Origin of the sequence: Kribbella sp. NPDC051718, from assembly GCF_040681515.1 — a bacterium.
In the GTDB taxonomy this organism is placed as follows: domain Bacteria; phylum Actinomycetota; class Actinomycetes; order Propionibacteriales; family Kribbellaceae; genus Kribbella.
Genome location: NZ_JBFAYZ010000002.1, coordinates 167,288 through 194,287, shown reverse-complemented (window position 1 = coordinate 194,287; position 27,000 = coordinate 167,288). Strand labels below are relative to the sequence as shown.

Genomic DNA, 27,000 nt, shown 5'->3' with positions numbered 1-27,000 from the left:
ATGACTGTGAGTGCAACATCGGGGGGTGGCAGCGCCACGCTCTCCGAATCCGAACTCGCCGAGTATGAGCAGGAAAAGCCTGCCCGGCGGTTGCATCCTGCCCTCGACCGGGTGATCTCGGTCTGGTGCGCGGTGATCAGCGTCGGCGTCCTGGTCCAGGTGTTCTTCCCGTTGCCGGCCGGAACTCAGTTCTATCTAGTGATCTTTCTCGCAGCCGTCCTGCCGATCACTTTGTTGTGCTACCGGGGCTGGCACGTGCCGCCGTTGCTCAATCCGTTCAAGGCCAGGGCGACCGACAACCCCGGCATCACGGACTGGGTCCTGGCGGTCGTCGCGCTGGTCGTCTGTCTCTACCCACTGCTCGACTTCGACGGCTTCCTCGAACGCCGCCAGACACCGACGACGCTCGACGTGCTGACCGGGGCGGTACTACTCGTCCTGCTGCTCGAGGCCTGCCGGCGTACGACCGGTTGGGTCCTGCCGCTCGTCAGCCTGGTGTTCATCGCCTACGCGTATTACGGCGGCTACCTGCCCTACACCTGGTCGCTGGCGCACCAGGGCTTCAACTTCTCCGCGATCATCGCGCAGTTCACGATGGGCACGGCCGGCTTCTACGGGACACCGCTGGGCGTTGCCGCCAGCTACATCGTGCTCTTCACCATCTACGGCGCCGTGCTGGACTACTCCGGCGCCGGCAAGTTCTTCATCGACCTGTCCTTCGCCGCGTTCAAGCGCAGCCGCACCGCACCCGGCCGGACCGTCACCCTGGCCGGCTTCCTGCTCGGCAGCGTCTCCGGTTCCGGTACTGCGACCGCCGTCTCGCTGGGCACCGTGTCGTGGCCGATCCTGCGCCGTGCGGGCTACCCGCCCGAGCCCGCCGGCGGGATGCTGGCCGCTGCCGGCATCGGCGCGATCCTGTCGCCGCCGACGCTGGGTGCCGCCGCCTTCATCATCGCCGAGTTCCTGCAGGTGTCGTACCTGACCGTGCTCGGCTACGCGGTGATCCCGACGATCCTGTACTACCTGGGCATCCTGCTCGCGATCGAGATGGACGCGCGCCGGCACGGGACGACCGAGGGCGAGGCGTCCACGCAGTCGGCGTGGAAGCTGCTCAAGCGATTCAGCTACCACTTCCTCTCGCTGTTCGTGATCATCGCCTTCATGGCGGTGGACGTGCCGCCGTTCAAGGCTGTCGTCTATGCGGTGATCATCCAGTTCGGGTTGTCGTTCCTGGATCGCGAGCACCGGCTGACCGCCGGGCCGCTGTTCAAAGCGCTTGCCCAAGGCACCCGTTCGGTACTGCCGGTGGTGGCCACCTGCGCGACGGCCGGTGTGATCGTCGCGGTGACGACACAGACCGGGCTCGGCCTCAACCTGGCCGCGATCATCGTCGACGCGGCCAAGGGGCTGACCGACAACCAGACCGTGATCCTGATCCTGACGGTGGTGCTGTCGGCGTTCGCGGTACTGATCCTCGGGCTCGCTGTTCCGGTGACGGCGTCGTTCATCATCGCGGCCGTGATCATCGCGCCGGCCCTGGTGCAGTTGGGCGTCACGCAGCCCGAGGCGTACATGTTCATCTTCTACTACGCCGTACTGTCCGAGGTGTCTCCGCCGACCGCGCTGGCCGCGGTGGCGACGTCCGCGATCACCGGCGGCAAGGTGATGCCGACGATGTGGCAGGCGTGGAAGTACACGCTGCCCGCGTTCCTGGTGCCGTTCGCGTTCGTACTGACCGACAACGGTGCCCGCCTGCTGGGACAGGGCAGCTTGATCGGCATGGTGTGGACCCTCGTGGTCTCCATGCTCGCCGTCGCCGCGCTGGCCGTCGTGACCGGCGGCTGGATCGCGGTGGCGACCGGCTGGCTGGAGCGCGTGGTCTGCATCCCAGCAGCGTTACTACTCCTTTACCTAGCGCCCGTAACTATTGCGCTTGGGATCGGTTTGTTAGTTGTCGCCGTACTTGTCAACCTGGTCCGGCGACACCGCTGTGCACTCTCTGACCCCACCCCACCGCCCCGGTCAGGAACTGGCCCAACGGAAGGACCAGCCGCCCCATGAGAACCCGTCGACGCCTCCCCGCCGCCGTGGTCGCGCTAGCCGCCGCTGTTTCGCTTGTCGCCTGTGGAGGGCAGCGAGAACCGGAAGCAGGCAAGGCCGGTACCGATGGTGGCCGGCTGACCATCGCCACCGGCAACACGACCGGTGTGTACTACCAACTCGGCGGTGCACTGGCGAAGGTGTACTCGGAGAAGGTCGAGGGCTACCGGGCGACCGCGAGCGAGACCGGCGCCTCGGTGCAGAACGTCCAGGGTCTGGTCGCCGGCAACTACGACATCGCGTTCTCGCTCGGCGACACCGCCGCGGACGCGGTCAAGGGCGAGCACAGCTTCAAGACCCCGCAGGACGTGGTCGCGCTGACCCGGCTCTACCCGAACTACACGCAGGTCGCGGTCCGCGCCTCGGCCGGGATCAACAAGATCGCCGACCTGAAGGGCAAGCGCGTCTCCACGGGTTCGCCGAACTCCGGTACCGAGGTGATCGCCCGGCGGCTGCTCGAGGCGGCGGGCCTGGACCCGGCGCACGACGTCAAGGCGCAACGGCTCGGGCTGCCGGAGTCGGTCGACGGGATGAAGGCCGGCTCGATCGACGCGCTGGTCTGGTCCGGCGGGCTGCCGACCGGTGGCATCACCGACCTGACGACCAGCCTCGGCAAGGACGTCAAGCTGATCCCGATCACCGAGCTGCTGCCCGCGCTGACCAAGTCGTACGGCACGATCTATGCCCAGGGCAACATTCCGGCCGCGACCTACAAGCAGCCGGGCGACGTCGCGACGATCATCGTGCCGAACGTGCTGCTGGTCCGCAAGAACATGTCGGACGAGCTGGCCGAGAAGCTGACCAGGGCGATCTTCGAGAACAAGGACGCGCTGGTCCAGGTGAACGCGGCGGCCAAGGGCATCACCATCGAGCAGGCGGCGAACACGGCGCCGGTCGCGCTGCACCCGGGCGCGAAGAAGGCGATCGACGCGCTGAAGTAACAACTTCACAGACCGTCCTCCCCCGCACTCCAGGCGCAGCGGGGGAGGGCGCAGGGACTCACCGCCGCACACCAGGCGCAGCGGCGGTGGGAACCAGGCCCACCCTCACAACCAGGCGCAGTGGGGGAGGGTTTCAGATCGGGCCCGCCCCGCCGGAGGCATCCGGCGAAGGCGGGCCCGATCGCTTGCCCGGCCGAGCCACCCGCCAACCCGGACCGGATCGCCTGCCCAGCCACCTACTGCCCCACCCGGGGAGCGGCAGCTTGCGGCCATTCCTGCGCGCCTGGGGAGGTGAGCAGAGCGAAGTGGTGCGCGCTCTTCAGTGAGGCGGGACCGGCGGTGGTTCAGGTGAGGGTGGAATCGGGGTGCCGCGGAGGTAGTGGGACAGGGCCGAGTCGCGTTTCGGGTGGGCGTGGTACTTCGTCGGCACCACCCGTCCCTCGGCGGAGTCCCAGGCGTTGTCGGCCAGCCGCCACATACGGTGGGCCAGGCGTCCCGCAGTACCGGTGTGTGGCGTGAACGGGTGCGCGCGGGTCGGCGCGGTCTCCTCGGCGGTCAGCAACTCGTCGGTCAGCGCGCTCACGCCTTGGCTGTCGAGTTCCTCCCCGATCATCCGGCTGTACTGCCCTTCGAGCCACTCGTGCTCGTTGAGCAGCCGGTCGATCTCCTGCCAGACCTCATCCGGGCTCAGATGCTGCACCCGGCTGTCGCCGTACTGGCGGGCTTTGAGGAAGCGCAGCGATCTCTCCAGCTGCCGGGCGTTCCCGACGTACCTGTTGACCAGGCTGCGGCCGTCCGGGAGCCGGCGGACGTGCGGGAGCAGGACGTCCTCCGCGGCAGCCAGGTGCTGGGCCGCGATGGCGTAGAACCAGTCGGTCTCGTGCCGGCGGTCGGGACGCGCGGCGGCCGGCTCATGCGCCGGAGCGGCCAGCTCGCGGATCTTCTCGTGCTCGTAGATGAGGGCCAGTTCGAGGGTCGAAGCGGTCATCGAGAACCACCTCCTGGGGGGTACTCACCACTTTGTGCCCAAGACGGTGCCGGCGCAACCAGGCCGACACCGTCCGTAACCGAGCTGTCAGGCCTCTGAGCTCTTCTTCCACAAATTGATGCCGGCCTCGACCGCGTCGGCGTCGATCGCGTCGAGCTCGTCCTGGCTGAACTTGAGGTTGCCGACCGCGGCCAGGTTGTTCTCCAGCTGGGCGACGCTGGAGGCGCCGATCAGCGCGCTGGTGACCCGGTCGTCGCGCAGGGTCCAGGCGAGCGCCAGCTGGGCGACCGACTGGCCGCGCTGCTTGGCGATCTCGTTCAGCGCGCGGACGTGGCCGAGCGTCTCCTCGGTGAGCTGGTCGGTGCCCAGCGAGGTGCCCCGGGAGGCGCGGGAGCCCTCCGGGATGCCGTCCAGGTAGCGGTCGGTGAGGATCCCCTGCGCCAACGGCGAGAAGGCGATCACGCCGACGCCGAGTTCACCGACGGTGTCGAGCAGGTCCTCCTCGATCCAGCGGTTCAGCATCGAGTACGACGGCTGGTGGATGAGCAGCGGCGTACCGAGGTCCGCCAGGATCGCGGCTGCCTGGCGGGTCTTCTCCGCGGAGTACGACGAGATGCCGGCGTACAGCGCCTTGCCGGAGCGGACGGCGCTGTCGAGCGCGCCCATCGTCTCCTCCAGCGGGGTGTCCGGGTCGAACCGGTGCGAGTAGAAGATGTCGACGTAGTCCAGACCCATCCGGTCCAGCGACTGGTCGAGCGAGGCGAGCAGGTACTTGCGGGTGCCGCCGCCCTGACCGTACGGGCCCGGCCACATGTCGTAGCCCGCCTTGGTGGAGATCAGCAGCTCGTCGCGGTACGGCTTGAAGTCGCGGGCGAAGTGGCCGCCGAAGTTGGTCTCGGCCGAGCCGTACGGCGGGCCGTAGTTGTTCGCCAGGTCGAAGTGGGTGACGCCGAGGTCGAACGCCCGGCGCAGGATGTCGCGCTGGGTGTCGAGCGGCTTGTCACCACCGAAGTTGTGCCACAGGCCCAGCGAGATCGCCGGCAGCTGCAGTCCGCTGCGGCCACTGCGCCGATAGGTCATCTGGTCGTCGTACCGGTCCGGAGCGGCTACGTAGTCAGTCACAGTTCCTCAGTCTGCCCCATGTCGTGACAAGTCCGCGAACCCTTGTTTTCCGTGGCTTGTGAGTGTCAGTGCTGCGTCTTCTTGATCAATCCCGGCCAGGGCGCGGGCGGTGACGAGGCGTAGAACCGCAGCACACCGAGTAGCCGACTGGCCGGCGGAGCAGTCCAGTGCCGCTGCCCCGGCTGCGGTGGTTTCGGGAGCCCGCTGATCCCCCAACTCAGGTGAAACCACAGCGCAGAAGCCTCAAGCCCCTCCGCCTGGCCAGCCCGGCCGGCGCTGCCGGGCCCGCCTCCTGCGCGATAGCCCGGCAGGGTCGCAGCGACCTGCTCCAGGGTGAGCTTGGCGAACTCCATCCCCGGCGGTCCCCAGGCGGCGTCACCCCAGTCGATGATCGCCCGCAGCCGGCCGTCGTGCGTCATCAGGTTCTGCTGCGCCAGATCGCCGTGCAGCAGTACCGGCTTCTGCTCCGGGATCAGAGTGGCGAGGTGATCGAAGGTGCTGAGAAGCCAGGTCGCGATCCCGCCGTCGAGATAGCCCTGGGCCGCCAGGGAGTCCACCGTCGGGCGAGGATCTCCACCACCGTCGTCCTCCGGCGCTCCCTCCGGCCGTTCCGCTTGGTGGAGCAGGGCGAGCTGGGCGCCGGCCTCTCGCCAGAACTCCTGCGGCGGGTTCTCGCCGTCGACCAAGTCGGTGCCATGGATTCTTTCGAGGACCATGTACGGCTGGTCGATGAGCGTGCGGCTCGCGTCGAACTCGACGATCGCGGGCGTGTGGACACCAGCCGCGATGGCCGCGGGGATGACGGTGGACTCCTTGCGCAGGTCCTGCTCGAAGGCCGCACTGCGGGGGATCCGGAGGAAGAGGTCGTCGCCCAGCGTGTAGGCGCGGTTGGCGACACCACCCGGTACTTCGTGAACGGCGTCGCCCGGTACGCCGAACCTGGCCGCGAGCGGCTCGAGTTCTGGGTGTGATGTCATCAGGGAATACTGGCAGCTGTGCGGAGAGACCTGGATCCGGAGACCATCAGCAGCAGGGACTTCTACGCCGTGCTGAACGCGGTCGTGGTGCCGCGGCCGATCGCGTGGGTCTCGTCCCGGTCGGCCGAGGGCGTGCTCAACCTGGCGCCGCACTCGTTCTTCACCGTCTCGTGCGTGCGGCCGCCGATGGTGCAGTTCACCTCGGTCGGGCGCAAGGACAGCCTCAACAACGTCGAGGCGACCCGCGAGTTCGTGGTCAACTTCGCCGCCGAGCCGTTGTTCGAGCAGGTCAACGCGACCGCGACGAACTTCCCGCCGGAGATCGACGAGTTCGCCGCCGTCGGCCTGCACGTCGAGCCGAGTACAACGATCGCTGTACCGCGGGTGGCCGAGTCGCCGGTGGCGATCGAATGCACCCTGCACACCACCGTCGAGCTGGGCGACTCGACCGTGGTCATCGGCCGCGTCCGCCGGATCAGCATCGACGAGTCCGTGATGGACGGCAACCACCCCGAGATCACCAAGCTCCAACCGCTGGCCCGCCTGGGCCGCAACGAGTGGTCGACCCTCGGCGAGATCCGGGACATCAGCCGGATCCGCTACGCCGACTGGCCGGGCGACTATGCAGGTCCGCGCAACGCCTGACGAGGCAGGGGGATTCCGGGCCGGAAAAGTTCTTTGGATCTCCACCCATCCGGGGTGTGGACGGGACCGAAGCACTGATGTCAGTCGCGACCCAGCGGCGTGTGTCCCCCCACCAGAAAGAGATCGTCATGTCTCACACCATCAAGCGTGTCGCCCTGGCCGCCTCCGCCGTTTCGTTGCTCTTCGCAACGGTTGCCTGTGGCAGCAACGACGACAAGTCGAGCGGCAGCCCGTCGACCAGCACCTCGACCTCCACCTCGGTCGACACCCCGTCGGCGATGCCGTCGGTCGACAACGCCGCGGGCCTCGTCGGCCCCGGCTGCGCCGACTACGCCAAGGCGAACCCGACCGGTGCAGGTTCGGTTGACGGTATGGCCGCCGCACCGGTCGCCACCGCCGCCTCCGGCAACCCGCTGCTCAAGACCCTGGTCGCCGCCGTATCGGGCAAGCTGAACCCGAAGGTCGACCTGGTCTCCACCCTCAATGGCGGCGAGTTCACCGTCTTTGCCCCGGTCGACACCGCCTTCGCGAAGATCCCCGCGGCCACGATCAACACCCTCAAGACCGACAGCGCGCTGCTGAGCAAGATCCTGACCTACCACGTCGTGGCCGGCCAGCTCGACCCCGCCGCGGTCGTCGGCAAGCAGACCACCGTCGAGAAGGGCTCCGTCACCGTCACCGGCTCGGGCAACAACCTGATGGTCAACAACGCCAAGGTCATCTGCGGTGGCGTCAAGACCGCCAACGCCACCGTCTACCTGATCGACACCGTCCTGATGCCCCCGGCGGCCTGATCAGTAGCCCTAGGCAACTAACTCTCCGACCGACTGAGCGGTGCCCGATCTGCCGGGGCACCGCTCAGTCCTCACGTCCCGGCCTGCACGGCGACCGGGCGGCGCCGGATCATCGGGATGAGCGTGCGGTAGGCGGCACGCAGCGCGCCGAACAGGCCTGCCGACAGTGGAACGAAGATCAGCAGCAACGACAGCACCGCGCCGAAGACAGCCAGGCTCAGTGCGTTCGCATCACGGATCGATTCGAGCGAGAGCCTGGTCAGCTGGAGCATCGCCCGGATGGTGAAGGCGAGTCGTCCTGCACGAAGGTGTCGCCTGGCCCCACTCCTGGTGGTGAGAGGAGCGGACAGGGGAGTCGCGGTGTGGTCTCGCGGTGGAATGGCTACTGGGTGATCTGCTTCAGGGCGTCGACGGTCTGGGTGAGGTCGGCGGTGCTGGTTTGGTGGTTGGAGATTGAGATCCGCATGTAGCGCTTGTTGTGCCAGGTGGTGCCGCCTGCCCAGGCGGTGCCGGTGGATTGCAGGGCGGTGATGACTCGGTCGGTTTCGGTGTCGGTGCCGAAGGAGACGAGGATCTGGTTGAGGACGACGTCGTTGCCGATTTCGTAGCCTGCCGAAGACAGTTGGCCGGCAAGGGAATTGGCGAGGGAGCAACAGTGGTCGACGAGGTGGGTCACGCCTTCGCGGCCTAGTTCTTGGAGGCCGGCCCAGACTGCGAGGCCGCGGGCTCGGCGGGACGACTCGGGGACGTAGTCGCCGGGCTCGGGGTCGCCGGAGGGGACCAGGTAGGACGCCGTGTAGCCGAGGGCGGCGGCGTGGGATTCGGGATGGGCGGAGAAGACGAAGCCGCTGTCGTAGGGGAGATTGAGCCATTTGTGGCCGTCGCAGCCCCAGGAGTCGGCGAGCTCGAGGCCGGCCACTTGATGCCGGTGGGTCGGGCTTGCTGCCGCCCAGAGGCCGAAGGCGCCGTCCACATGCACCCATCCGCCGTACTCGTGGACAAGCTCGCAGGCTTCGCCGAGGGAGTCTGAAGCGCCGGTGTTCACGTTGCCTGCTTGGAGACAGACGATCAGCGGGCCTTCGTGACCGGTCAGCCGGGTCCGCAGGTCGTCGAGGTCGATCTCCCCGTTCGCCTTGCTGCGAACGAGTTCCAGCGCGTCCGAGCCGAACCCGAGCAACCGCAACGACCGATCGATCGTGGCGTGCCGTTCGTCGCCGGCCAGGATGCGGACCCGCGGTGCACCGGCCAAGCCGTCCTTCTCCACGTCCCAGCCCACGTTCTTCAGGACGTGATGCCGGGCCGCCGTCAGCCCGACGGTATTGGCCGCTTGAGCGCCGGTGACGAAGCCGGCCGACGCCGTCGCCGGAATGCCGAGCAGGTCCTTGAGCCATTCACCGGCTGCATCCTCCGCAGCCGCGGCTGTCGGAGAGAGCACGCTGTTCCACCCGTTCTGGTCCCAGCCGACCGCCAGGATGTCGGCAGCACTCGCCGCGGGCAACGCACCGCCCACGACGAACCCGAAGTACCGCGGTCCGGCGCTCGCCACGAGTCCACCCTCAGCAAGCCTGACGAGCTCGTCGATCACCTCACTCGCCGGTCGCCCCTTCTCCCCAAGCGGCCGCCGGAAATCCTCCCTAACCTCGGCGAAGCTCTTCGCCGCACCAACCGCCCGCTCACCCAGCGACCCCCGGTACTCCGCAGCCCGCGCCGCCGCCCACCCGAACAATCCCCCCAGCCCGGCCCCAGACTCCCGCAGCTCGGTCTCAGACTCGTTTGGCGTTTGATCTCCCATGAAATCGACTGTGCCATGCCATTCACGCGGCCCACGCGACCCACGCATCTCGTCAGGACGCCTGGTCGAGTTTGTGTAGGAGCGCGAGGAAGCGTGGTGATAGCCCGGGGCCTGCGTCCTCGTCGGTTCGTGTCGCCGGGTGCCAGCCGTCCGTGGTAGCCAGGTAGACCCGCGGACTAAGTGGGCCGGGATCGGTGGCGTATGAGCGGCCGGCCAGGTTCAGCATCATGCCGAGCGCGGGCAGCACGGAGAGGTCGGCGATCACGTGGACGAGCAGCAGGTCGCGGGCCGGCATCGCCACCAGTACGCCGTACGGCGGGTTCTCCACGTGGAGGGACTCGCGCAGGACGGTGTCGAGCACGAGTGCCCGGGATGCGGCGAAGCTGCTGCCGCCGATCATCGCGACCTGCGTGCCCTGGTACTCCGCGTAGCTCACGCTGTCGGTCAGGGCGCGTAGGTTCCGCAGACCGTACGACTCCGCCTCGGCCCAGCTCAGGCCGAGATCGAGCTCCGGGGCGAGATACATCGTGATCGCGCCGGTGGAGCTCATCGCGGGCAGCGACAGCAGGCCGGGCACGAACTCCGGCGCACCATCGGCCAATCGTGGATCCAGCGACTCCTTCGCGGCCAGGCGCTGGACGAGCTGGGTCTGCGGATCGGTAGGTCTGGGCGCGGGGCCGCGGCGCAGGAGGTCGGCCAGGCGCTCGAAATGCTCACCCACCAGGCGCGGCCAGTAGTCCGGTCGTTCGTCGGCGACGATCCGGGCCAGATTGGTCAGCCCGGCCTCGAGCTGTCCGACCGGCGGCGTCGTCCCCGGTGGTCCGGCGCCGAGGGGCGCCAGCTGCAAAGTGAGTGCGCCACGGCCGTCGTACCCACCGGTCAGGCCGACGGCCGAGGCGGCTTCGAGGCTGAGGCGCACCAGGTGTGCGGCCTCCGCCGGAGACAACGGCGGGAGGGCCGGATCGGAAAGGTTGCCTGAGGCCCGTTCGGTGGAGTCGTCGTGAATGATCATGCTGTCCACCTCCTTCGTCAGAGAAAGTACGGGTGAAGGCCCCGCCGTCGGCCCGCGTCTTCGGAGCCTGTGGACAACCGGGCGTTATCCTGCGTCAGCCATCGATCGACCGAACACCGAGGAGCGACCCATGTCCGGCACCCCCAGCGCAGACCGCACTCCGGCCGAGGGTGTCGCGCGCCAGGAGGTGACGAGCCGCTCCGCCTCGGCCACCCGCATCTCGCTGTCGCACATCACCGCCCAGAACGAGACGAATCTGCTCGGCACCGTGCACGGTGGCGTGGTGATGACGCTGGTCGACTCGGTCGCCGGTGTCGTCGCCGCCCGGCACTCGGGCGGTGCCGCGGTGACCGCATCGATGGACGAGATGGTCTTCGTGGTTCCGGTCCGGGTCGGCGACGTCGTCCACCTGACGGCCCAGGTGAACTGGACGGGTCGCAGCTCGATGGAGATCGGCGTGCGCGTCACCGCCGACCGCTGGGATGCGGTCGGCCCGCAGGTGCACGTCGCGACGGCGTACCTGGTGTTCGTGGCGGTCGACGAGCAAGGCAAGCCCCGCCCGGTACCGCGGGTGGTGCCCGAGACCGACGAGGACCACCGCCGGATGCGGGAGGCCGAGATCCGCCGCAGCCACCGCCTCGCGCGCCGCCAGGCGATCATCGCCTCCCGCGAAGCAACCGAAGCAGCACAAGAGGCGACCGAATGAATCTGGTCGGCAGCGCAAGGCGTCACCCATCGGCCATCCTGCTGGTCGTCCAGTTGCTCGGTGTCCTGGTCTATCCGGCGATGGAGGGCTCGCGCGGCGGCCGCGTCGCGTTCGAGATCCTCGGCATCGTCGTCCTGACGCTGGCGGTCTTCTCGGTCCGTTCGACTCCCGGCCTCACCTGGATCAGCGTCTGCCTCGGCATCCCCGCGGTGGTCCTGTCGCTGATCGACGCGTTCCACTCGACAGAGACGATCGTCCTGATCTCCAACCCACTGCATGCGCTCTTCTACTTCTATGCCGCCTACAGCCTGCTCCGCTACATGCTGTCCGACCATGACGTCAGCGCCGATGAGCTCTGGGCCACGGGTGCGACTTTCACCTTGGTCGCCTGGGGCTTCGCCTACCTGTACGTCTTCGTCCAGGCACTGGTCCCCGGCAGCTTCACCGCGGCGGTCAACGCGAGTCAGGACCGCACCTGGATGGAGTTGCTGTTCCTCAGCTTCACCACGCTGTCCAGTACCGGCCTCAGCGACATCGTGCCGATCAGCTCGTGGGGCCGCTCGGTCGTGATGATCGAACAACTGGCCGGCCTCGGCTACGTCGCCATGGTCGTATCGAGGCTCGTCGGCCTGACGGTCGCCAAGCGCACCTAGTCGCGCGGCCAGCCCGCCAGCAGATCCGAGGCGGCACGATGCGCAACCTCTGGCGCGTGCTCCATCGCTGCCACCCGGAAGCACACCAACGCGCCCTCGTGCAGCAACAGCAACCGGTCCGCCAGTTCCTCGACGTCCGAGAAACCGCCCAGGGCAGCCTGGGCCATGAACTCGGCCCGCATCCACTGCTTCTGCGCCACGATCACCGGCATCGCCGGGTGGTCGGGCGCGGCCAGTTCCACGCTCGCGTTGATGAACCCACAACCGCGCCGTGACTCGGCCATCCAGTCCGTGAGCGCTGCGAACAACGCGAGGATCACTTCAGCTGGGGTCTGAGGCCGAAGCGTCGCCAGTTGGTCGTCGAGGAACGCGTGCCAGACCCGGTTCCGCTGCTCCAGGTACGCCGCGATCAGCCGGTCCTTCGACCCGAACCGGTCGTACAGCGTCTTCTTGGTCACCTCGGCAGCGTCCGCGATGGCGTCCACCCCGACCGTACGGATCCCGCGCTCGTAGAAGAGCGTTGAGGCGGCCCGGAGGATGCGCTCACCCGCAGGCGTCAGCCGCTCCGCCTCAAGCTCACCGCGGTCTGTCAGCAGTCCGACCATACTGACAGTATACCGACCGGTGTGGTTACTTAGGACCATGATCACCCCACGCGCACTCCCCGTGCTGGCCGGCGCAGGCTTCGTCGTGTTCTGGAGCTGCGGCTTCATCGGCGCGCGCTGGGGCACGGAGTACGCCTCTGCCTTCGATCTCCTCGCCTGGCGCTACCTGGTCGCCGGCGCCCTCGCTGCCGCAGTGCTGCTCAAGCGCCGCCCGCACCTGACCCGCAGCGACCTCATCACCCACGCGGTGATGGCGTTCCTCACCCAGTGCGTCTACCTAGGCCTGATCTTCACCGGTATCGACCACGGCATCTCCGCAGGCGTCACTGCGCTCATCGGCTCGCTACAGCCGATCCTGATCGCCACAGTCGCAGGACCGCTGCTAGGCGAGCGAGTCAGCCCGCAGCAATGGATCGGCCTGCTCCTAGGTCTGGCGGGAGTCGCTTTCGTCGTCGCCGACGACCTCGGCGCAACCGCCATCCCAGCTTTGACGTTCCTACTCCCAGTCGGCGGCCTGCTCGGCTTGGTGGTCGGCACAGTCTGGGAGCGACACCGCAAGCCGACGACAAACCTCCTGGACGCGCTCTGCCTGCAGAGCCTGGTCTCCTGCGTCTTCTTCGTCGTCGTGACCGCGGGTACCGGACAGCTGACCGTCCCGCACGACCTGCAGTTCTACGGAGCCGTGCTGTGGCTGGTCGTATTGGCCACCGGTGGCGGCTGGGGCCTGTACCTCGTCAACCTGCGCTTGTCCGGTGCGACCAGGATCAGCAGCCTCCTCTATCTGGTGCCACCGACGACGATGTTCTTCGCCTTCCTGCTGTTCGGCGAGACGATCGGCGCCCTCGCCGTCGGCGGAATGCTGCTTTGCGCAGTCGCTGTTCTGCTCATCACGGCTCGCCCAGGCGGCAGGAAGACCCGGATCTCGTTACGCTGCGACAATGGCGGAACCACGGTGGCTGGATGACCAAGAGCAGCGGGCCTGGCGAGCGTTCATCGCGGCCCAGCGCGTGGTGAACGGCCGGATCGAGCAGCAACTGCAGCGCGATGCGGGGATGCCGCACACGTACTTCGAGATCCTGGTCCGGCTCGCCGAAGCGGACAACGGCCGGCTGCGGATGAGTGAGCTCGCTTTGTCCACGCTCGGCTCGCGCAGTCGCCTGTCGCACGCGGTGAACCGGCTCGAGAAGGTCGGCTGGGTCCGGCGCGAGGGGGTCGAGTCCGACCGGCGCGGTCAGGTCGCGATCATCACCGAGGACGGCCGCCAGAAGCTCAAGGACACTGCGCCAGGCCACGTGGAGACTGTCCGGCAGGCGGTCTTCGATGCGCTCACCGCTGAGCAGGTCGACCAGCTGCGCGACATCTGCGCGGCCCTGGCCCGGCACTCCGGTGGTACCTACGACAGCGCCTTCTGGGAACCAAAGGCCTCCGGTACGCCGGCCCAGTAACCCCATGGGCCAGAATGGCCGTGATGAACACCACCGGACGCCGGGTACTGGCAGTAGCGGCCGCGGCGACTCTGCTCGCCGGCTGCAGCGACTCGGACACCCCCACTGCGGGACCTAGTACTGCGCCCTCCTCCTCGATCACCCGGCAGACCCCGCCGCCGACCGAGACGCCCACGCAGACCCCGACGCAGACGCCCTCGCAAACCCCCAGCACTCCGAGCACGCCGCCCGCCGACGGCTGTGTGGACCAGAAGCTCCAGCAGCTGACCCTGCGCGAGCAGGCGGCCCAGCTGATCATGACCGGCATCAGCTCCAAGGGCATGACGTCGGCAGAGCGATCCATCGCGAAGGCGCAGAAGCCCGGCGGCCTCCTCCTGATGGGTGCCGGCGCCAGCGCCTCTCACACCCGTACTGCGATGGCCACCGTCACCACGACGGCCACAGTGAAGGGCATCCGGCCGTTCATCGCCGCGGACCAGGAAGGCGGCAAGATCCAGCGCCTCAAGGGCTCCGGCTTCGACCGCATCCCCGCCGCGACGGTGCAAGGCACCTGGTCCGACGACAAGCTCACTGCCCGCGCCAAGTCTTGGGGTGCCCAGCTCAAGCAAGCCGGCGTCAACATGGACCTCGCGCCGGTCGCGGACGTAGTACCGGCGTCGCTGGGGGACAAGAACGCTCCCATCGGGGCACTGGATCGTGGCTACGGCAACACGCCCGGCCAGGTCGGTCCGCACGTCGCCGCCTTCGTCAAGGGGATGGAGCAGGCCGGGGTGATGACCTCGGTGAAGCACTTCCCGGGCCTCGGCCGGGTCAAGGGCAACACCGACTTCTCCTCCGGGGTGGTCGACACAGTCACCACCCGCGACGGCGACTACCTGTCGACGTTCGCCGCGGGCATCCAGGCCGGCTCGGACCTGGTGATGGTCTCCACCGTCACCTACACCAAGATCGACCCGAAGAACCGCGCTGTGTTCTCACCCACCGTCATCGGCGGCATGCTGCGCGGCGACCTCGGGTACGCCGGAGTCGTGATCACCGATGACGTCGGAGCGGCAGCAGAGGTCGCGTCGGTCCCGGCCGGCCAGCGGGCGACCCGCTTCGTCGCGGCCGGTGGCGACGTCGTGATCATTGCCAAGGCCTCGCTCACCTCGACCATGGTCAACGCACTGGTCACGAAGGCCCAGCAGGACAAGACGTTCGCGGCAGCCCTCCAGAGCAGCGTCCGCCGGGTGCTCGCCCTCAAGCAGAACCGTGGCCTGCTGAGCTGCTGATGAGCGACCCGACCCAGGAGCCCGACTACCGGTTCACACTCGCCAACGAGCGGACCTATCTGGCGTACCTGCGGACAGCGCTGGCCTGCTACGCGGGTGGCCTGTCCGCCGTACAGTTCCTGGACCTCGGCCCCGACCGCTGGCCGGCGCGCGTCATCGGCGTGGTACTGGTCGTCGCGGGCATCACCACCACCGCCCTGGCCTTCCGTCGCTGGCAGACCAACCTGGCGGCCATGCGCACCGGCGGACCGCTCCCGGTCACCCGGCTGCCTTTGATGCTCGGGGCAACGATCGCCACCGTCGGCCTGATCGGCCTGCTGTTCAGCCTGTGGCGATGAACACACCGCGATGAGCACACCCCGTGATCCAGGTCTCCAACCCGAGCGCACGCTGCTCGCCTGGCGCCGCACGTCGCTCGGCCTGGTCGCCAACGGCGTCCTGCTCCTTGCATCCGGCCACGGTACGTCGGATGTCCGGCTCGGCCTCGGCATCGTGGTGACCGTTCTCGCCTTGTCCTGCTGGGCCGCCGTCACCGCGGTCTACCGTCGGGGCGCCGAACACCCCGCCCTCGGATCCGAGCGGGTACTGCGGCTGGCGGCCGGTCTGGTCCTCGTCGTCGGCGTGTTCGACCTCTATGCCGTGGTGACACGCTGAAGTTTCCCGGTCACTTTCCGGCTGCATTGAGTCTACGTGTTCATCATCTCGCGATACGTTGACCAGGCGGATGCTCCGTCAGCAGTCCGTTGCCCCTAGCATGTTCAAGGTTTGTCCCTCGTTCACCCGGAGCTTGAAGTGCCGTTACGTCTGCGTCCGAACGACCCGACGTTCTACGACCTTTTCACCGAATCCGCCAACCATCTGGTCGACGGGTCGCGCATCCTCGCCGAGCTGCTCGGCAGCACGGCCGGAGCCGGCCTGTCCGCGAGCCACCAGATCGCCGCCCAGATGAAGGATGCCGAGCACGCCGCGGACGAGACCACCCACTCGATCATCCGCCGCGTCAACTCCACCTTCGTCACCCCGTTCGACCGCGAGGACATCTACCGGCTGGCCTCCGACCTCGACGACGTCATGGACTACATGGAGGAGGCGGTCGACACCATCCACCTGTTCAACCTCGACAAGCTGCCGGCCGAGGCGGCCGAGCAGATCGAGGTACTGCAGCGGATGGCGACGCTGACCGCGGAGGCGATGCCGCGGCTGCGCACGATGAAGGACCTGGCCGAGTACTGGATCGAGATCAACCGGCTGGAGAACACCGGCGACGCGGTCCACCGGCGGATCGTGGCCAAACTGTTCAGCGGCGAGTTCGACGCGCTGACGGTGATGAAGCTGAAGACCGTGGTCGACCTGCTGGAGGCCGCGATCGACGCCTTCGAGCACGTCGCCAACACGGTCGAACAGATCGCCGTCAAGGAGAGCTGAGCGTGGAGCTCACGCTCGTCATCGCGGTCGTCGTGATCGCGCTCGCCTTCGACTACACCAACGGCTTCCACGACGCCGCCAACGCGATCGCGACCTCGGTCTCGACCCGGGCGCTGACGCCGCGGGTGGCGCTGGTGATGGCGGCCTTCTTCAACTTCGTCGGTGCCTTCCTCGGCACCGAGGTGGCCGACACCGTCGGCAAGGGCATCATCACCCTGCCGTCGGGGCGACACGGCCTGGTGATCGTGATCGCCGCCCTCGTCGGCGCCATCACCTGGAACCTGATCACCTGGTACTTCGGGCTGCCCAGCTCCTCGTCGCACGCCCTGATCGGCGGCCTGGTCGGCGCCGGGCTGGCCTCGACCAGCGTGGTGCTGTGGTCCGGCATCGTCGACAAGGTCGTCATCCCGATGGTGCTGTCACCGGCCATCGGCTTCGTCGGCGCGTTCCTGCTGATGACCGCGATCCTGTGGATCTTCCGGCGCAGCAACCCGGGCAAGACCACCCGCGGGTTCCGGCTGGCCCAGTCGCTGTCGGCGGCCGGGATGGCGCTCGGCCACGGTCTGCAGGACGCCCAGAAGACGATGGGCGTGATCTTCCTGGCCCTGCTCACCACCGGGCACGTGGACAAGAACGAGGGCATCCCGACCTGGGTGAAGATCTCGGCCGCGACCGCGATCTCGCTGGGCACCTACTCCGGTGGCTGGCGGATCATGCGGACGCTCGGCCGCCGGATCATCCACCTCGATCCGGCCCGCGGCTTCGCCTCCGAGGCGGTCGCCGCGACCGTTCTCTACGTGATGGCGATCGGCCTGCACGCACCGGTCTCGACCACCCACACGATCACCTCGGCGGTGATGGGCGCCGGCGCCACCAAGCGCCTGTCCGCCGTCCGCTGGGGCGTCGCCAAGGGCATCATCGTCGCCTGGGTGCTCACCATCCCGGCCGCCGGCGTCGTCGCCGCTGCCGTCTACTACCTGGCGCACCTCATCCTGGAGTAGTTCATTCTTCGAGCAGTTCACCGCGATTTCACCCTGCGCGCTTAGCGTGAGAGCGCTCCTGACGCCGCCCTCTCCCGGGATGTGATCGTGATGGACCTTTCGTTCCTCGTCATCGTGGTGATCGTCACCGCCTTGGTCTTCGACTTCACCAACGGCTTCCACGACACCGCCAATGCGATGGCGACGTCGATCGCCACCGGCGCGCTGAAACCCAAGGTCGCCGTCGGCTTGTCCGCAGTGCTGAACCTGGTCGGCGCGTTCGTCTCCACCGAGGTCGCAAAGACGATCTCCAGCGGGCTCGTCGACGACGCGAAGGTGACGGTCCCCATCATCTTCGGCGGTCTGGTCGGAGCGATCCTGTGGAACCTGCTCACCTGGTACGTCGGATTGCCGAGCTCCTCGTCCCACGCACTGTTCGGCGGCCTGATCGGCGCCACCTGGATCGCGGCCGGCAGCAGCGCGGTCCACTTCGGCACCGTCGTCCAGAAGATCATCATCCCGGCCGTCGCCGCCCCGATCGTGGCCGGTGTGGTGGCCCTGCTCGGCACCTACCTCGTCTACACGATCACCCGGCGGGCCCGGAAGAAGAACGTCGACGACGGGTTCCGGGTCGGCCAGATCGCCTCCGCCTCGCTCGTCTCGCTGGCGCACGGTACCGGTGACGCCCAGAAGACGATGGGCATCATCACGCTCGTGCTGATCACCTCGGGCAGCCTGGCGTCGGGCTCCCGGCCCCCGCTCTGGGTGATCTTCGCGGCCGGCCTGGCGATCGCAGCCGGTACGTACCTCGGCGGCTGGCGGATCATCCGGACGATGGGCAAGGGCCTGACCGAGATCGAGTCGCCGCAGGGCTTCGCGGCCGAGACCAGCTCCACCGCCGTACTGCTCGCCTCCTCGCACCTGGGCTTCCCGCTGTCGACGACCCAGGTCTGCTCCGGCAGCATCCTCGGCGCCGGTCTCGGCAAGCGACTGGCGGAGGTCCGCTGGACGGTCGCCGGCCGGATGGCGCTGGCCTGGCTGTTCACCCTGCCGGCCGCCGCGATCGTCGGCGCTCTGGCCGGCCGGGTCGCCAACTCCGGCAACATCGGGGTGACGATCATCGCGATCGCCGCAGCCGCCGCCGGTGGCTTCATCTACCTGGCATCCCGCCGCAAGCCGGTCACGGCCGGCAACGTCAACGAGTACCCGGGTACCACCACCACCGCGGCGCCCGCCGTCCCGGCTGCCTGAGGAGGATCTGATGCACATCGACTGGAGCGCACTCGGCCAGGTCGCGATCGCGAGCCTGATCTTCGGGGTCGGTATCGCGGTGCTGTTCGCCGTCGGAATCAACGCGCTGTCGCGGCGCGCGGTCGCGGTCGAGGCGAAGAAGAACCCGCCGCCGGTGGACACCGCGGTGGCCGGCTTCTGCTTCCTCGCCTGCCTAGCAGCGGTCTTCTACGGCCTCTACCTGATCATCCCGCAATTCCACTGACTCACCGGTTCCAGCGGCGGACCGACCTCGCTACGTCCTTGGGGCGGAGCGAGGCGACCGCGCTCTCCCAGTTGTTGTACAGCGAGTCGCCGAGCAGGGTGAGGCTCAGGAACGCTTGCGGGCGTACCGCCATCACCCAGGTGGCCGCCGCGGCGTGGCCCTGCTGGTACAGCAGCTTCTCGGCCGTCGCCTCGATCCGCGCCTTGCCGTCGTCGGGCGCCATGTTGATCGTCGCCCAGGCCTTCACGATCGCCGAGTCCTTCGCGGTCATCTGCGCCAGATAGGTCAGCGGACCGCGCCAGGAGCCCCGGCGGCCGAAGCCGTTCAGGCTCTCCAGCGGGAACCAGCCGTTCTGGCAGCGCCGGCCGTTCACCGCCGACTCGATCTCCCTGGCCTGCTCCGGGCGCAGGTTCTGCGTCGCCCAGTACAAGAAGTAGACCCCGACATCCGGGATCTCCTCGGCCACATTGCCCGGGATGCTCAGCTTCCCCGGCTCGAAGAGGTGCAGCTCCTCGTCTGATCCGTACAAGATCGTCATTTCCCCCCGCCCAGCCCGATCACCGCCGGCGGACCCCCCAGGTCCAGCTTTCGACATACAAAGGTTCTTGGTACCCCTGGCCAGCGCCTCGGTCAACCCCTCGTCCGGATACCGATTGCCCTCATAACTCAAACCGGTGGGGACTGCTACTTGCGGCGGCGAGCCGCCCGCTCGCGGAGCTCCTCGGCGTCGAGCCGGTCGGCCTCCTCGGGGGTCGGCGCGCCGCCGCCGTACGACGCGGGCAGCCACCAGGCGCCGGCCGGCTTGTCGGGGGACGCCTTGATGGTGCGGTCGAGCATCCCGGCCATCGTCGTCCGCAGCCGGGCGGTGGCCTCGGTGGCGTCCTCGTCCTTGCTGACCGCCATCGGCTCGCCGACGGTGATGGAGACCCGCTGGTGCCGGGAGAAGTCCCGTGGATGGTCCTTGGTCATCATCCGCTGGGTGCCCCACAGGATCATCGGGATCACCGGTACGCCGGCCTCGGCGGCCATCCGGACCGCGCCCGACTTGAACTCCTTCAGCTCGAACGACCGGCTGATCGTCGCCTCCGGGAAGACGCCGACGATCTCGCCCTCGCCGAGGTAGCGGATCGCCTCCCGGTACGAGCCGGCGCCGGCGCCACGATCGACCGGGATGTGGTGCATGCCGCGCATCAGCGGTCCGGAGTACCGGTTGCGGAACAGCACCTCCTTGGCCATGAACCGGACCAGCCGCTTGCTCGGCTGCGCACCGAAGCCGCCGATCACGAAGTCGACGTAGCTGATGTGGTTCAGCGCCAGCACGGCACCACCGGTGCGCGGGATGTGCTCCGTGCCGACCATCGTGAAGCCCAGGTCGAGCACCTTGAAGGCGGTCTTGGCGAAGCCGATCACCGGCGGGTAGAGGATGTCGCGCATGGTCTGAACGCTATCGGGTCGGTCAACGGCGCGCGGATCCAGTACGCAGTACGCAATGAGTGGTTAGAGTTGCCGACGACAAGTTGATACCGCGGGAGCTCGCGCTGTAGCGGGCTGAGAGGGCGGCTGGGTTTCGGAACCCGGCGCCGCCGACCGCCGAACCTGTCCGGGTAATTCCGGCGTAGGGAGCAGCATCGTGACAACTATCGACAACTCTGTCCGCCCCAGCGTGACTACTGGGCCGATCTCTGGATCAGAGAAGATCTACACCGGTGAGCTGAGGGTTCCGCAGCGGCGGGTGCACCTCACCAACGGGGAGCACTTCGACCTGTACGACACCTCGGGGCCGTACACCGACGCGCAGGCCGAGATCGACGTCCAGGCGGGCCTTCCGCCGGTACGCCGGGACTGGATCGCCGGCCGTGAGCCGTTGACCCAGCTGGCGCAGGCCCGGGCCGGCGTCATCACCGAGGAGATGCGGTACATCGCAGTACGGGAAGGTGTTGATCCCTCGTTCGTGCGCGACGAGGTGGCGCGGGGGCGCGCGGTGATTCCGGCGAACCACAAGCATCCGGAGTCCGAGCCGATGATCATCGGGAAGAAGTTCCTGGTGAAGGTGAACGCGAACATCGGCAACTCGGCCGTCTCCAGCTCGGTCGAGGAGGAGGTCGAGAAGCTGGTCTGGGCCACCCGTTGGGGCGCGGACACGGTGATGGACCTGTCCACCGGCAAGAACATCCACGCGACCCGCGAGTGGATCCTGCGCAACTCGCCGGTCCCGATCGGCACGGTGCCGCTCTATCAGGCGCTGGAGAAGGTGAAGGGCGATCCGACCGAGCTGAACTGGGAGGTCTACCGCGACACGGTGATCGAGCAGTGCGAGCAGGGTGTCGACTACATGACGGTGCACGCCGGAGTACTACTCCGGTACGTGCCGTTGACGGCCCAGCGAATCACCGGGATCGTCTCGCGGGGTGGCTCGATCATGGCGGCCTGGTGCCTGGCGCATCACCAGGAGTCCTTCCTGTACACGCATTTCGCCGAGCTGTGCGAGATCTTGCGTTCGTACGACGTGACCTTCTCGCTCGGGGACGGACTGCGTCCCGGCTGTATCGCGGACGCCAACGACGCGGCCCAGTTCGCCGAGCTCAGAACCCTTGGTGAGTTGACGAAAATCGCCTGGGAGCACGACGTCCAGGTGATGATCGAAGGCCCGGGGCACGTGCCGATGCACAAGATCGCGGAGAACGTCCGGCTTGAGGAGGAGCTCTGCGGCGAGGCGCCGTTCTACACTTTGGGGCCGTTGGCAACCGATATCGCACCGGCCTACGACCACATCACCAGCGCGATCGGCGCGGCCCAGATCGGCTGGCTGGGAACGGCGATGCTCTGCTACGTCACACCCAAGGAGCACCTCGGCCTGCCGGACCGCGACGACGTCAAGACCGGCGTGATCACGTACAAGATCGCTGCCCACGCAGCCGATCTGGCCAAGGGCCACCCAGGCGCGCAGGACTGGGACGACGCGTTGTCGACGGCGCGGTTCGAGTTCCGCTGGGAGGACCAGTTCAACCTGTCGCTGGACCCCGACACGGCCCGCTCGTACCACGACCAGACACTGCCGGCCGAGCCCGCCAAGACGGCCCACTTCTGCTCGATGTGCGGCCCGAAGTTCTGCTCGATGCGGATCACCGCCGACATCCGCAAGTACGCCGAAGAACACGGCCTCGACTCCGCCGAAGCAATCGAGGCAGGCTTCGCGGAGATGTCCGAAACCTTCAAGGCCAAGGACTCCAAGCTCTACCTACCACTGACCGACTGAGCTTGCATTCGAGACAAATCTAGACTCGCCGGTCCGCGGCCCGATCCTCCCGAAAACATCCTGACTCCGTGTGAGGGTAGCGGTGAGTCGGGGCGCGGACTCGGCTGATTTCAGCGGAGAATTGGGAGATCGGTGGCCACCGGGGTGATCACGGTGGGTGATCGGGCGAACCGGTTCAGGTTTTTGCCTTCACTCTGAGTGAATAAGACTGTAGCCTTAATCCTGCGTCGGGAAGGAGGTACAAGGCGGTGGTCTTCGTTCTCACGGTAGATCAGCGAGGGAGCCGGAGCATCGGCGATCTCGTACCCGAGCTACTGAATACGCTGAACCGGCGGCCGCGCCGGATCGGCCTGCTGCGCAAGTTCGAGCGGACGGCCGGCGACGAGGTCCAGGGCGTTCTCTCCGAGGCCCGGGCCACGGTCGACGTCATCGTGCAGCTGCTCCGCGCGGACACCTGGCACATCGGTCTCGGCGTCGGCGCGGTCGACCAGCCACTGCCCCGGAGTACCAGGGCGGGGAGCGGGGAGGCGTTCGTCTTCGCGCGCGAGGCGGTCAACCGGGCCAAGTCGAGCCCGCACCACGTCAACGTCGTCGGTGCGAACGAGCACGCGGCGGAGCAGGTGGAGAGCGTCATGTGGCTGATGGCGTCGGTACTGCGTCGCAGGAGCGAGCGCGGGTGGGCAGTGGCCGACCTGCTGGCCGAGGGCCTCACCAGGCGGGAGATCGGCGTCAAGCTGGGGATCAGCCAGTCCGCTGTCACCCAGCGGGCGCAGGCGGCCGGTTTCGCCGAGGAACAGCGCGGAAGGGTGCTTGCGGCAGAGTTGCTCGAGGCAGGGGAGGTTGCATGACGGCAGTGGTACTGGTGCTGACTGGGGTGGCTCTGGTGCTCGCCGTCTTGGCGTGGGTGCCCAAGTCGGGCGCCACGCTGGAGATCGTGCTCAGCGGCGTGATGCTGGCCTGCCTGACGGCGACCGGCATCCTGCTGCTGGCGGGGCACGGCGTACAGGGCTGGCGGGAGGCCTGGTGGAACATCCTCCTGATGGTCTCCGGCGGCCTCGCAGTAGCCGGTGGCGGCCCGCTGACGACGTCGGTGCTGGCACTGGTCGACCGCGGCAACACCAGGTCGCAGTCGACCCAGCAGGCGGGCGAGGTGCTCCGCGGCGGCGCGCTGATCGGTGCCCTCGAGCGCGGCGCCATCTACGGCTCGATCGTGGCGGGCTGGCCCGAGGGCATCGCGATCGTGCTGGCCATCAAGGGCCTCGCGCGGTATCCGGAGCTGCGTAGCCCGGACCAGCCGGCTTCGGTGACGCCCACAGCGGTGGCGGAGCGATTCATCATCGGCACCTTCACCAGTGTGCTATGGGCCGTCACCTGCGCCGGCTTGCTGGTATCTCGTTAGACCTTGACGACGTAGGTGCTCATCACCTTGTCATGCCAGGTCTGCTTCTTGTCGTCCCACAGTGGCCACAGGGAGTTGAGCAGGCAGGCCTGGTCGAAGATGCCGCGCAGGATGTCGCGCAGCAGCGACTTGCCGGCGCCGATCGGCTGGAAGTAGGTAGCGTCGACCAGCTTGATCTTCAGCACGCTCTTGCCGACGCTCTGGCCGGTCTTGCCCTGCCGGATCACCCTGTTCCACACCCACAGGCCGATGCTGGCCAGGACACCGATGATCAGCACGATGACGGCGAACGCGCTCGGTCCCTCGTCGCTGGAGGTCGTGTAGCTGTCGCCGTCGGAGTTGGCGATCACGTTGGCGATGAAGACGCCGTACGCGATCAGAGCCGGGATGCCGGAGAGCAGGCCATCCAGCAGCGACGCGCCGACCCGGGATCCCCAGTCAGCCAGCTCGGGCCCACCAGGGCCGCCGTAGCCGAAGCCCTGCTGCCCGTACGGCGGCTGACCGTACAGAGGCTGGTCGTACTGCGGCGGTCCAGGCTGTCCGTACTGCGGCTGACCCGGCTGTCCGTACTGCGGTTGGCCGGGCTGGCCGTACTGCGGGGGCTGCCCGTACTGCGGCGGTTGCCCGTACTGCGGCTGGTCCTCGGGACCGTTCGGAGGGGTGGTCACTGAATTTCCCTTCAAAGCCTTGATGGCTAGCGGTTCAGAGCTTGACGACCAGCGTGTTGTTGATCTTGTCCGCGAAGGTCTGCTTCTTCTCGTCCCACAGCGGCCACAGGTAGCCGACGTAGCAGACCACGCCGTCGAGGAAGTGGGTCAGCTGGCGGACGAACGCCTTGGCCGGACCGACCGGCTGTCCGGTGGCAGCGTCGATCAGCTTGATCTTGACCACCGACTTGCCGACGGTCTGGCCCTCGTTGCCCTGCTTGATGACGACGTTCCAGATCCCGACGCCGATGGCGACCAGGCTGAACAGCAGCAGGAAGATGCTGCTGACCGATCGACCGAGCGCCAGACCGATGAGGTACGGCACTGCGACCAGCAGGGAGTCGATGATCGCGCCACCGGCTCGCAGCGGCCAGTCGGCCAGCGCACCCGCAGGAGCGCCATACCCAGGCTGCTGCCCGTACTGCTGCTGCGGATAGCCCGGCTGCTGCTGTCCGTACTGCGGTTGCCCGTACTGCGCCGGCGGCTGTCCGTACCCCGGCTGCTGCTGCCCATACCCAGGCTGCTCCCCGTACTGCGGGGCCTGCGGCGGCTGGCCGTAGCCGGGCTGCTGCCCGTACTCCGGCTGCTGACCGGGCTGGCCGTACTGCGGCGCCTGCGGCGGCTGCCCGTACTGGCCGGGCTGCTCCGGCTGTTGGCCGTACTGACCCGGTTGGTTCGGGTCTTGCGGGCCGTAACCCGGCGGTGGCGTCGGAGTGCTCACGACGATCCCTTCTACTGACATGAGGAGTGGTAGCGCTCTGACGGATCAGCTGCCTTGGCGGATCCCATCAAGTTGCCTGCGGTAGGAGATACCTTGGTGGATGTGACCCTGACACAGCAAGCTGTTGTACTCCGGCCGCGTGGGCCGGTCGAGCCGCTCGACCGCCGGGTGCTCGGCGTGGCCGGTGTCGGGGTCGGCGGGTTCGCTCTGGCAGGTGTCTATCAGCTGTCCGGCTCACTGCACCTCGGCATCCCATGCTTGCTGCACGCCACTACCGGGCTGAACTGCCCGTTCTGCGGAGCGACCAGGATGGCTGCCGCGTTGCTGCGTGGCGATCTGGACGCCGCCTGGCACTTCAACCCGGTCGTCCTGGTCCTCGGCCCGTTGATCGGTGTTGCCGTCGGCTACCAACTGCTCACGTGGGGTCTGGAGAGCGCGCGGCTGATCAAGCTGCCCCGGCTGCGAATCAGCCCGGTGACGCTGAAATGGTTGCTCCGAGCACTGGCGGTTCTATTGGTCGTCTATGGGATCGCCCGCAATCTGAACTGAAACACTAAGGTGTTCCAGTGACTCAGCCTCCTTTGCCAGATGAGAACGGCCAGCAACTCGAGCCCTTCGGCCAGCAGCCGCCGGTGCCGCAGCAGCCGGGTCCGCAGGATCAGTTGCCGATGGCCCCGCAGTACGGCGCACCGCAGTACCAGGCTCCGCAGAACCCGCAGTACCAGCAGGTCCAGGGGCAGCCGGTGCAGCCGCCGGCCCAGGCGCTGCCCGCCGGGCCGGTGCTGGTGACGATCGGGGACATCTCCGTCGAGCAGTACCGGATCGTCACGCCCGCGGGCGTGCTGCCCACCCAGGGGACGAACTGGTCGGCGATGGACATGACCCGGACCGAGGAGAAGATCCCCGCCTACGCCATCGTGCTGGCGATCATCTTCTTCCTGTTCTGCCTGCTCGGCCTGCTGTTCCTGCTGATCAAGGAGCGCAAGACGACCGGCTTCGTTCAGGTGACCGTGCAGCACGGCGCCCGCACGCACAACACGCACGTGGCCGCGGCCAACCCGACCCAGGTCGCCGACACGCTGGCCAGAGTGAACTACGCCCGTACCCTCTGCGTCTGAACCCCTTGCGGACAAGGGATCCAGAGCGCAGCGGGCACGGGCGCGTGAGGTAGTACCGGGGGATCGGCTCAGCCGAAGCGGCCGGTGATGTAGTCCTCGGTGGCCTTCTCGTTCGGGTTGGAGAAGATCATCTTGGTCGCACCCATCTCGATCAGCCGGCCGGGCTTGCCGGTGGCGGACAGGTTGAAGAAGGCGGTCTGGTCGGAGACCCGGGCCGCCTGCTGCATGTTGTGGGTCACGATCACGACGGTGAACCGGTCCTTCAGCTTCTCGATCAGGTCCTCGATCGCCAGCGTCGAGATCGGGTCGAGGGCCGAGCAGGGCTCGTCCATCAAGATCACCTCGGGCTCGACCGCGATCGCCCGGGCGATGCACAGCCGCTGCTGCTGACCACCGGACAGGCCCGCGCCGGGCTTGTCGAGGCGGTCCTTGACCTCGTTCCAGAGGTTGGCGCCCTTCAAAGACGTCTCGACCACCTCGGTGAGCTTCTTCTTGTCCTTGACCCCGTTCAGCTTCAGGCCGGACGCGACGTTGTCGAAGATCGACATGGTCGGGAACGGGTTCGGCCGCTGGAACACCATGCCGACCACCCGGCGGACCGCGACCGGGTCGACGCCGGTCGCGTACAGGTCCTGCTGGTCCAGCAGCACCTTGCCCTCGACCCGGGCGCCGGGGATCACCTCGTGCATCCGGTTCAGGGTGCGCAGGTAGGTGGACTTGCCGCAGCCGGACGGGCCGATGAACGCGGTGACCGAGCGGGGCTCGATCGTCATCGACACGTCCTCGACAGCCTTGAAATCGCCGTAGTAGACGTTGAGGCCGCTGACCTCGATGCGCTTAGCCATATC

At 67.8% G+C, this 27,000-nt stretch carries 32 protein-coding genes and 1 riboswitch; of the genes, 20 read left to right on the top strand and 12 right to left on the bottom strand.

From position 1 onward, the window contains the following. The gene (locus tag AB0M15_RS07455; protein WP_363814982.1) at positions 1-2,061 is read left to right on the top strand and encodes a TRAP transporter fused permease subunit; all 2,061 of its coding nucleotides are present in this window, start codon (positions 1-3) and stop codon (positions 2,059-2,061) included. Further along, the gene (locus AB0M15_RS07450; protein WP_363814980.1) at positions 2,058-3,041 is read left to right on the top strand and encodes a TAXI family TRAP transporter solute-binding subunit; all 984 of its coding nucleotides are present in this window, start codon (positions 2,058-2,060) and stop codon (positions 3,039-3,041) included. Before AB0M15_RS07455 ends, AB0M15_RS07450 begins: the two co-directional genes overlap by 4 nt. 319 nt (positions 3,042-3,360) lie before the next feature. Here the strand turns inward: AB0M15_RS07450 and AB0M15_RS07445 are convergent, their stop codons facing one another. From AB0M15_RS07445 to AB0M15_RS07435, 3 genes are all read right to left on the bottom strand, one after another. After that, positions 3,361-4,029, bottom strand: a complete 669-nt coding sequence (locus AB0M15_RS07445) for a hypothetical protein (protein ID WP_363814978.1) — start codon at positions 4,027-4,029, stop codon at positions 3,361-3,363. An 87-nt stretch (positions 4,030-4,116) separates the two neighbouring features. Beyond that, positions 4,117-5,151, bottom strand: coding sequence for an L-glyceraldehyde 3-phosphate reductase (gene mgrA, locus AB0M15_RS07440; RefSeq protein ID WP_343970058.1), 1,035 nt, complete (start codon positions 5,149-5,151; stop codon positions 4,117-4,119). Between the two features lie 65 nt (positions 5,152-5,216). Further along, positions 5,217-6,128 carry an aminoglycoside phosphotransferase family protein gene (locus AB0M15_RS07435; RefSeq protein WP_363814977.1) on the bottom strand — a complete coding sequence of 304 codons (912 nt, stop codon included), beginning with the start codon at positions 6,126-6,128 and terminating at the stop codon, positions 5,217-5,219. A gap of 18 nt (positions 6,129-6,146) precedes the next feature. Between AB0M15_RS07435 and AB0M15_RS07430 the strand changes: the two genes are divergently transcribed. Together AB0M15_RS07430 and AB0M15_RS07425 are read left to right on the top strand one after the other, a co-directional pair. Further along, positions 6,147-6,773, top strand: coding sequence for a flavin reductase family protein (locus tag AB0M15_RS07430; RefSeq protein WP_363814975.1), 627 nt, complete (start codon positions 6,147-6,149; stop codon positions 6,771-6,773). Positions 6,774-6,901: 128 nt separating this feature from the next. Further along, positions 6,902-7,567, top strand: coding sequence for a fasciclin domain-containing protein (locus AB0M15_RS07425; RefSeq protein ID WP_363814973.1), 666 nt, complete (start codon positions 6,902-6,904; stop codon positions 7,565-7,567). Positions 7,568-7,638: 71 nt separating this feature from the next. On the opposite strand, the gene AB0M15_RS07420 is transcribed toward AB0M15_RS07425, so the two are convergent. The 3 genes from AB0M15_RS07420 to AB0M15_RS07410 form a co-directional block, all read right to left on the bottom strand. Beyond that, the gene (locus AB0M15_RS07420) at positions 7,639-7,839 is read right to left on the bottom strand and encodes a hypothetical protein (RefSeq protein WP_363814971.1); all 201 of its coding nucleotides are present in this window, start codon (positions 7,837-7,839) and stop codon (positions 7,639-7,641) included. A gap of 110 nt (positions 7,840-7,949) precedes the next feature. After that, positions 7,950-9,359: a pyridoxal-dependent decarboxylase gene (locus AB0M15_RS07415; protein ID WP_363814969.1), complete on the bottom strand. Its 1,410-nt coding sequence runs from the start codon at positions 9,357-9,359 to the stop codon at positions 7,950-7,952. Between the two features lie 52 nt (positions 9,360-9,411). Then, the gene (locus tag AB0M15_RS07410; RefSeq protein ID WP_363814967.1) at positions 9,412-10,371 is read right to left on the bottom strand and encodes a hypothetical protein; all 960 of its coding nucleotides are present in this window, start codon (positions 10,369-10,371) and stop codon (positions 9,412-9,414) included. Positions 10,372-10,501: 130 nt separating this feature from the next. Here AB0M15_RS07410 and AB0M15_RS07405 point away from each other — a divergent pair, with 130 nt between their 5' ends. Together AB0M15_RS07405 and AB0M15_RS07400 are read left to right on the top strand one after the other, a co-directional pair. Beyond that, a complete protein-coding gene (locus AB0M15_RS07405) occupies positions 10,502-11,077 on the top strand; it encodes an acyl-CoA thioesterase (RefSeq protein WP_363814965.1) in 576 nt (191 codons plus the stop codon). Next, complete coding sequence (locus AB0M15_RS07400) at positions 11,074-11,730, top strand: potassium channel family protein (protein WP_363814963.1); 657 nt, start codon at positions 11,074-11,076, stop codon at positions 11,728-11,730. The genes AB0M15_RS07405 and AB0M15_RS07400 overlap by 4 nt, the downstream gene beginning before the upstream one ends. Here AB0M15_RS07400 and AB0M15_RS07395 read toward each other — a convergent pair. Continuing rightward, the gene (locus AB0M15_RS07395) at positions 11,727-12,335 is read right to left on the bottom strand and encodes a helix-turn-helix domain-containing protein (RefSeq protein ID WP_363814961.1); all 609 of its coding nucleotides are present in this window, start codon (positions 12,333-12,335) and stop codon (positions 11,727-11,729) included. The genes AB0M15_RS07400 and AB0M15_RS07395 overlap by 4 nt on opposite strands. A 37-nt stretch (positions 12,336-12,372) precedes the next feature. Here AB0M15_RS07395 and AB0M15_RS07390 point away from each other — a divergent pair, with 37 nt between their 5' ends. From AB0M15_RS07390 to AB0M15_RS07350, 9 genes are all read left to right on the top strand, one after another. After that, on the top strand, positions 12,373-13,299 hold the full coding sequence (locus AB0M15_RS07390) for a DMT family transporter (RefSeq protein WP_363814959.1): 927 nt from the start codon (positions 12,373-12,375) through the stop codon (positions 13,297-13,299). Next, complete coding sequence (locus tag AB0M15_RS07385; RefSeq protein ID WP_363814957.1) at positions 13,274-13,780, top strand: MarR family transcriptional regulator; 507 nt, start codon at positions 13,274-13,276, stop codon at positions 13,778-13,780. Before AB0M15_RS07390 ends, AB0M15_RS07385 begins: the two co-directional genes overlap by 26 nt. Before the next feature lie 23 nt (positions 13,781-13,803). Continuing rightward, positions 13,804-15,051 (top strand): glycoside hydrolase family 3 N-terminal domain-containing protein, encoded by a 1,248-nt coding sequence (locus tag AB0M15_RS07380; protein ID WP_363814955.1) that lies wholly within the window; start codon positions 13,804-13,806, stop codon positions 15,049-15,051. Then, a complete protein-coding gene (locus tag AB0M15_RS07375; RefSeq protein WP_363814953.1) occupies positions 15,051-15,389 on the top strand; it encodes a DUF202 domain-containing protein in 339 nt (112 codons plus the stop codon). The genes AB0M15_RS07380 and AB0M15_RS07375 overlap by 1 nt, the downstream gene beginning before the upstream one ends. A gap of 10 nt (positions 15,390-15,399) precedes the next feature. Further along, positions 15,400-15,705 (top strand): DUF202 domain-containing protein, encoded by a 306-nt coding sequence (locus AB0M15_RS07370; protein ID WP_363814951.1) that lies wholly within the window; start codon positions 15,400-15,402, stop codon positions 15,703-15,705. A gap of 138 nt (positions 15,706-15,843) precedes the next feature. Continuing rightward, entirely contained in the window at positions 15,844-16,476 is a 633-nt protein-coding gene (locus AB0M15_RS07365) for a DUF47 family protein (RefSeq protein WP_363814949.1), read from the top strand. Positions 16,477-16,478: 2 nt separating this feature from the next. Further along, on the top strand, positions 16,479-17,477 hold the full coding sequence (locus tag AB0M15_RS07360; RefSeq protein WP_363814947.1) for an inorganic phosphate transporter: 999 nt from the start codon (positions 16,479-16,481) through the stop codon (positions 17,475-17,477). A 90-nt stretch (positions 17,478-17,567) separates the two neighbouring features. Next, positions 17,568-18,707, top strand: a complete 1,140-nt coding sequence (locus tag AB0M15_RS07355) for an inorganic phosphate transporter (protein ID WP_363814945.1) — start codon at positions 17,568-17,570, stop codon at positions 18,705-18,707. A gap of 10 nt (positions 18,708-18,717) precedes the next feature. After that, entirely contained in the window at positions 18,718-18,951 is a 234-nt protein-coding gene (locus AB0M15_RS07350) for a hypothetical protein (RefSeq protein WP_363814943.1), read from the top strand. 1 nt (position 18,952) lies between these two features. Here the strand turns inward: AB0M15_RS07350 and AB0M15_RS07345 are convergent, their stop codons facing one another. Next, positions 18,953-19,489, bottom strand: coding sequence for a hypothetical protein (locus tag AB0M15_RS07345; RefSeq protein WP_363814941.1), 537 nt, complete (start codon positions 19,487-19,489; stop codon positions 18,953-18,955). Positions 19,490-19,635: 146 nt separating this feature from the next. Then, complete coding sequence (locus AB0M15_RS07340; RefSeq protein WP_363814939.1) at positions 19,636-20,385, bottom strand: lysophospholipid acyltransferase family protein; 750 nt, start codon at positions 20,383-20,385, stop codon at positions 19,636-19,638. Positions 20,386-20,466: 81 nt separating this feature from the next. Further along, positions 20,467-20,592: riboswitch (TPP riboswitch) on the top strand. Here AB0M15_RS07340 and thiC point away from each other — a divergent pair. From thiC to AB0M15_RS07325, 3 genes are all read left to right on the top strand, one after another. After that, positions 20,582-22,207, top strand: a complete 1,626-nt coding sequence (thiC, locus tag AB0M15_RS07335) for a phosphomethylpyrimidine synthase ThiC (RefSeq protein WP_363814937.1) — start codon at positions 20,582-20,584, stop codon at positions 22,205-22,207. It overlaps the preceding riboswitch by 11 nt. 248 nt (positions 22,208-22,455) lie before the next feature. Beyond that, complete coding sequence (locus AB0M15_RS07330; protein ID WP_363814935.1) at positions 22,456-23,055, top strand: transposase; 600 nt, start codon at positions 22,456-22,458, stop codon at positions 23,053-23,055. Further along, the gene (locus AB0M15_RS07325; protein ID WP_363814933.1) at positions 23,052-23,606 is read left to right on the top strand and encodes a hypothetical protein; all 555 of its coding nucleotides are present in this window, start codon (positions 23,052-23,054) and stop codon (positions 23,604-23,606) included. The genes AB0M15_RS07330 and AB0M15_RS07325 overlap by 4 nt, the downstream gene beginning before the upstream one ends. Here the strand turns inward: AB0M15_RS07325 and AB0M15_RS07320 are convergent. Both AB0M15_RS07320 and AB0M15_RS07315 read right to left on the bottom strand, forming a co-directional pair. Continuing rightward, positions 23,603-24,274, bottom strand: a complete 672-nt coding sequence (locus AB0M15_RS07320; protein ID WP_363814931.1) for an RDD family protein — start codon at positions 24,272-24,274, stop codon at positions 23,603-23,605. The genes AB0M15_RS07325 and AB0M15_RS07320 overlap by 4 nt on opposite strands. Before the next feature lie 34 nt (positions 24,275-24,308). Then, positions 24,309-25,034, bottom strand: coding sequence for an RDD family protein (locus tag AB0M15_RS07315; RefSeq protein WP_363814929.1), 726 nt, complete (start codon positions 25,032-25,034; stop codon positions 24,309-24,311). A 102-nt stretch (positions 25,035-25,136) separates the two neighbouring features. Here AB0M15_RS07315 and AB0M15_RS07310 point away from each other — a divergent pair, with 102 nt between their 5' ends. Both AB0M15_RS07310 and AB0M15_RS07305 read left to right on the top strand, forming a co-directional pair. Then, a complete protein-coding gene (locus AB0M15_RS07310; protein ID WP_363814927.1) occupies positions 25,137-25,583 on the top strand; it encodes a DUF2752 domain-containing protein in 447 nt (148 codons plus the stop codon). A 17-nt stretch (positions 25,584-25,600) separates the two neighbouring features. Then, entirely contained in the window at positions 25,601-26,152 is a 552-nt protein-coding gene (locus AB0M15_RS07305) for a hypothetical protein (protein ID WP_363814925.1), read from the top strand. 68 nt (positions 26,153-26,220) lie between these two features. Here the strand turns inward: AB0M15_RS07305 and pstB are convergent, their stop codons facing one another. Beyond that, on the bottom strand, positions 26,221-26,997 hold the full coding sequence (gene pstB, locus AB0M15_RS07300; protein WP_363814923.1) for a phosphate ABC transporter ATP-binding protein PstB: 777 nt from the start codon (positions 26,995-26,997) through the stop codon (positions 26,221-26,223). Positions 26,998-27,000 lie beyond the last annotated feature (3 nt).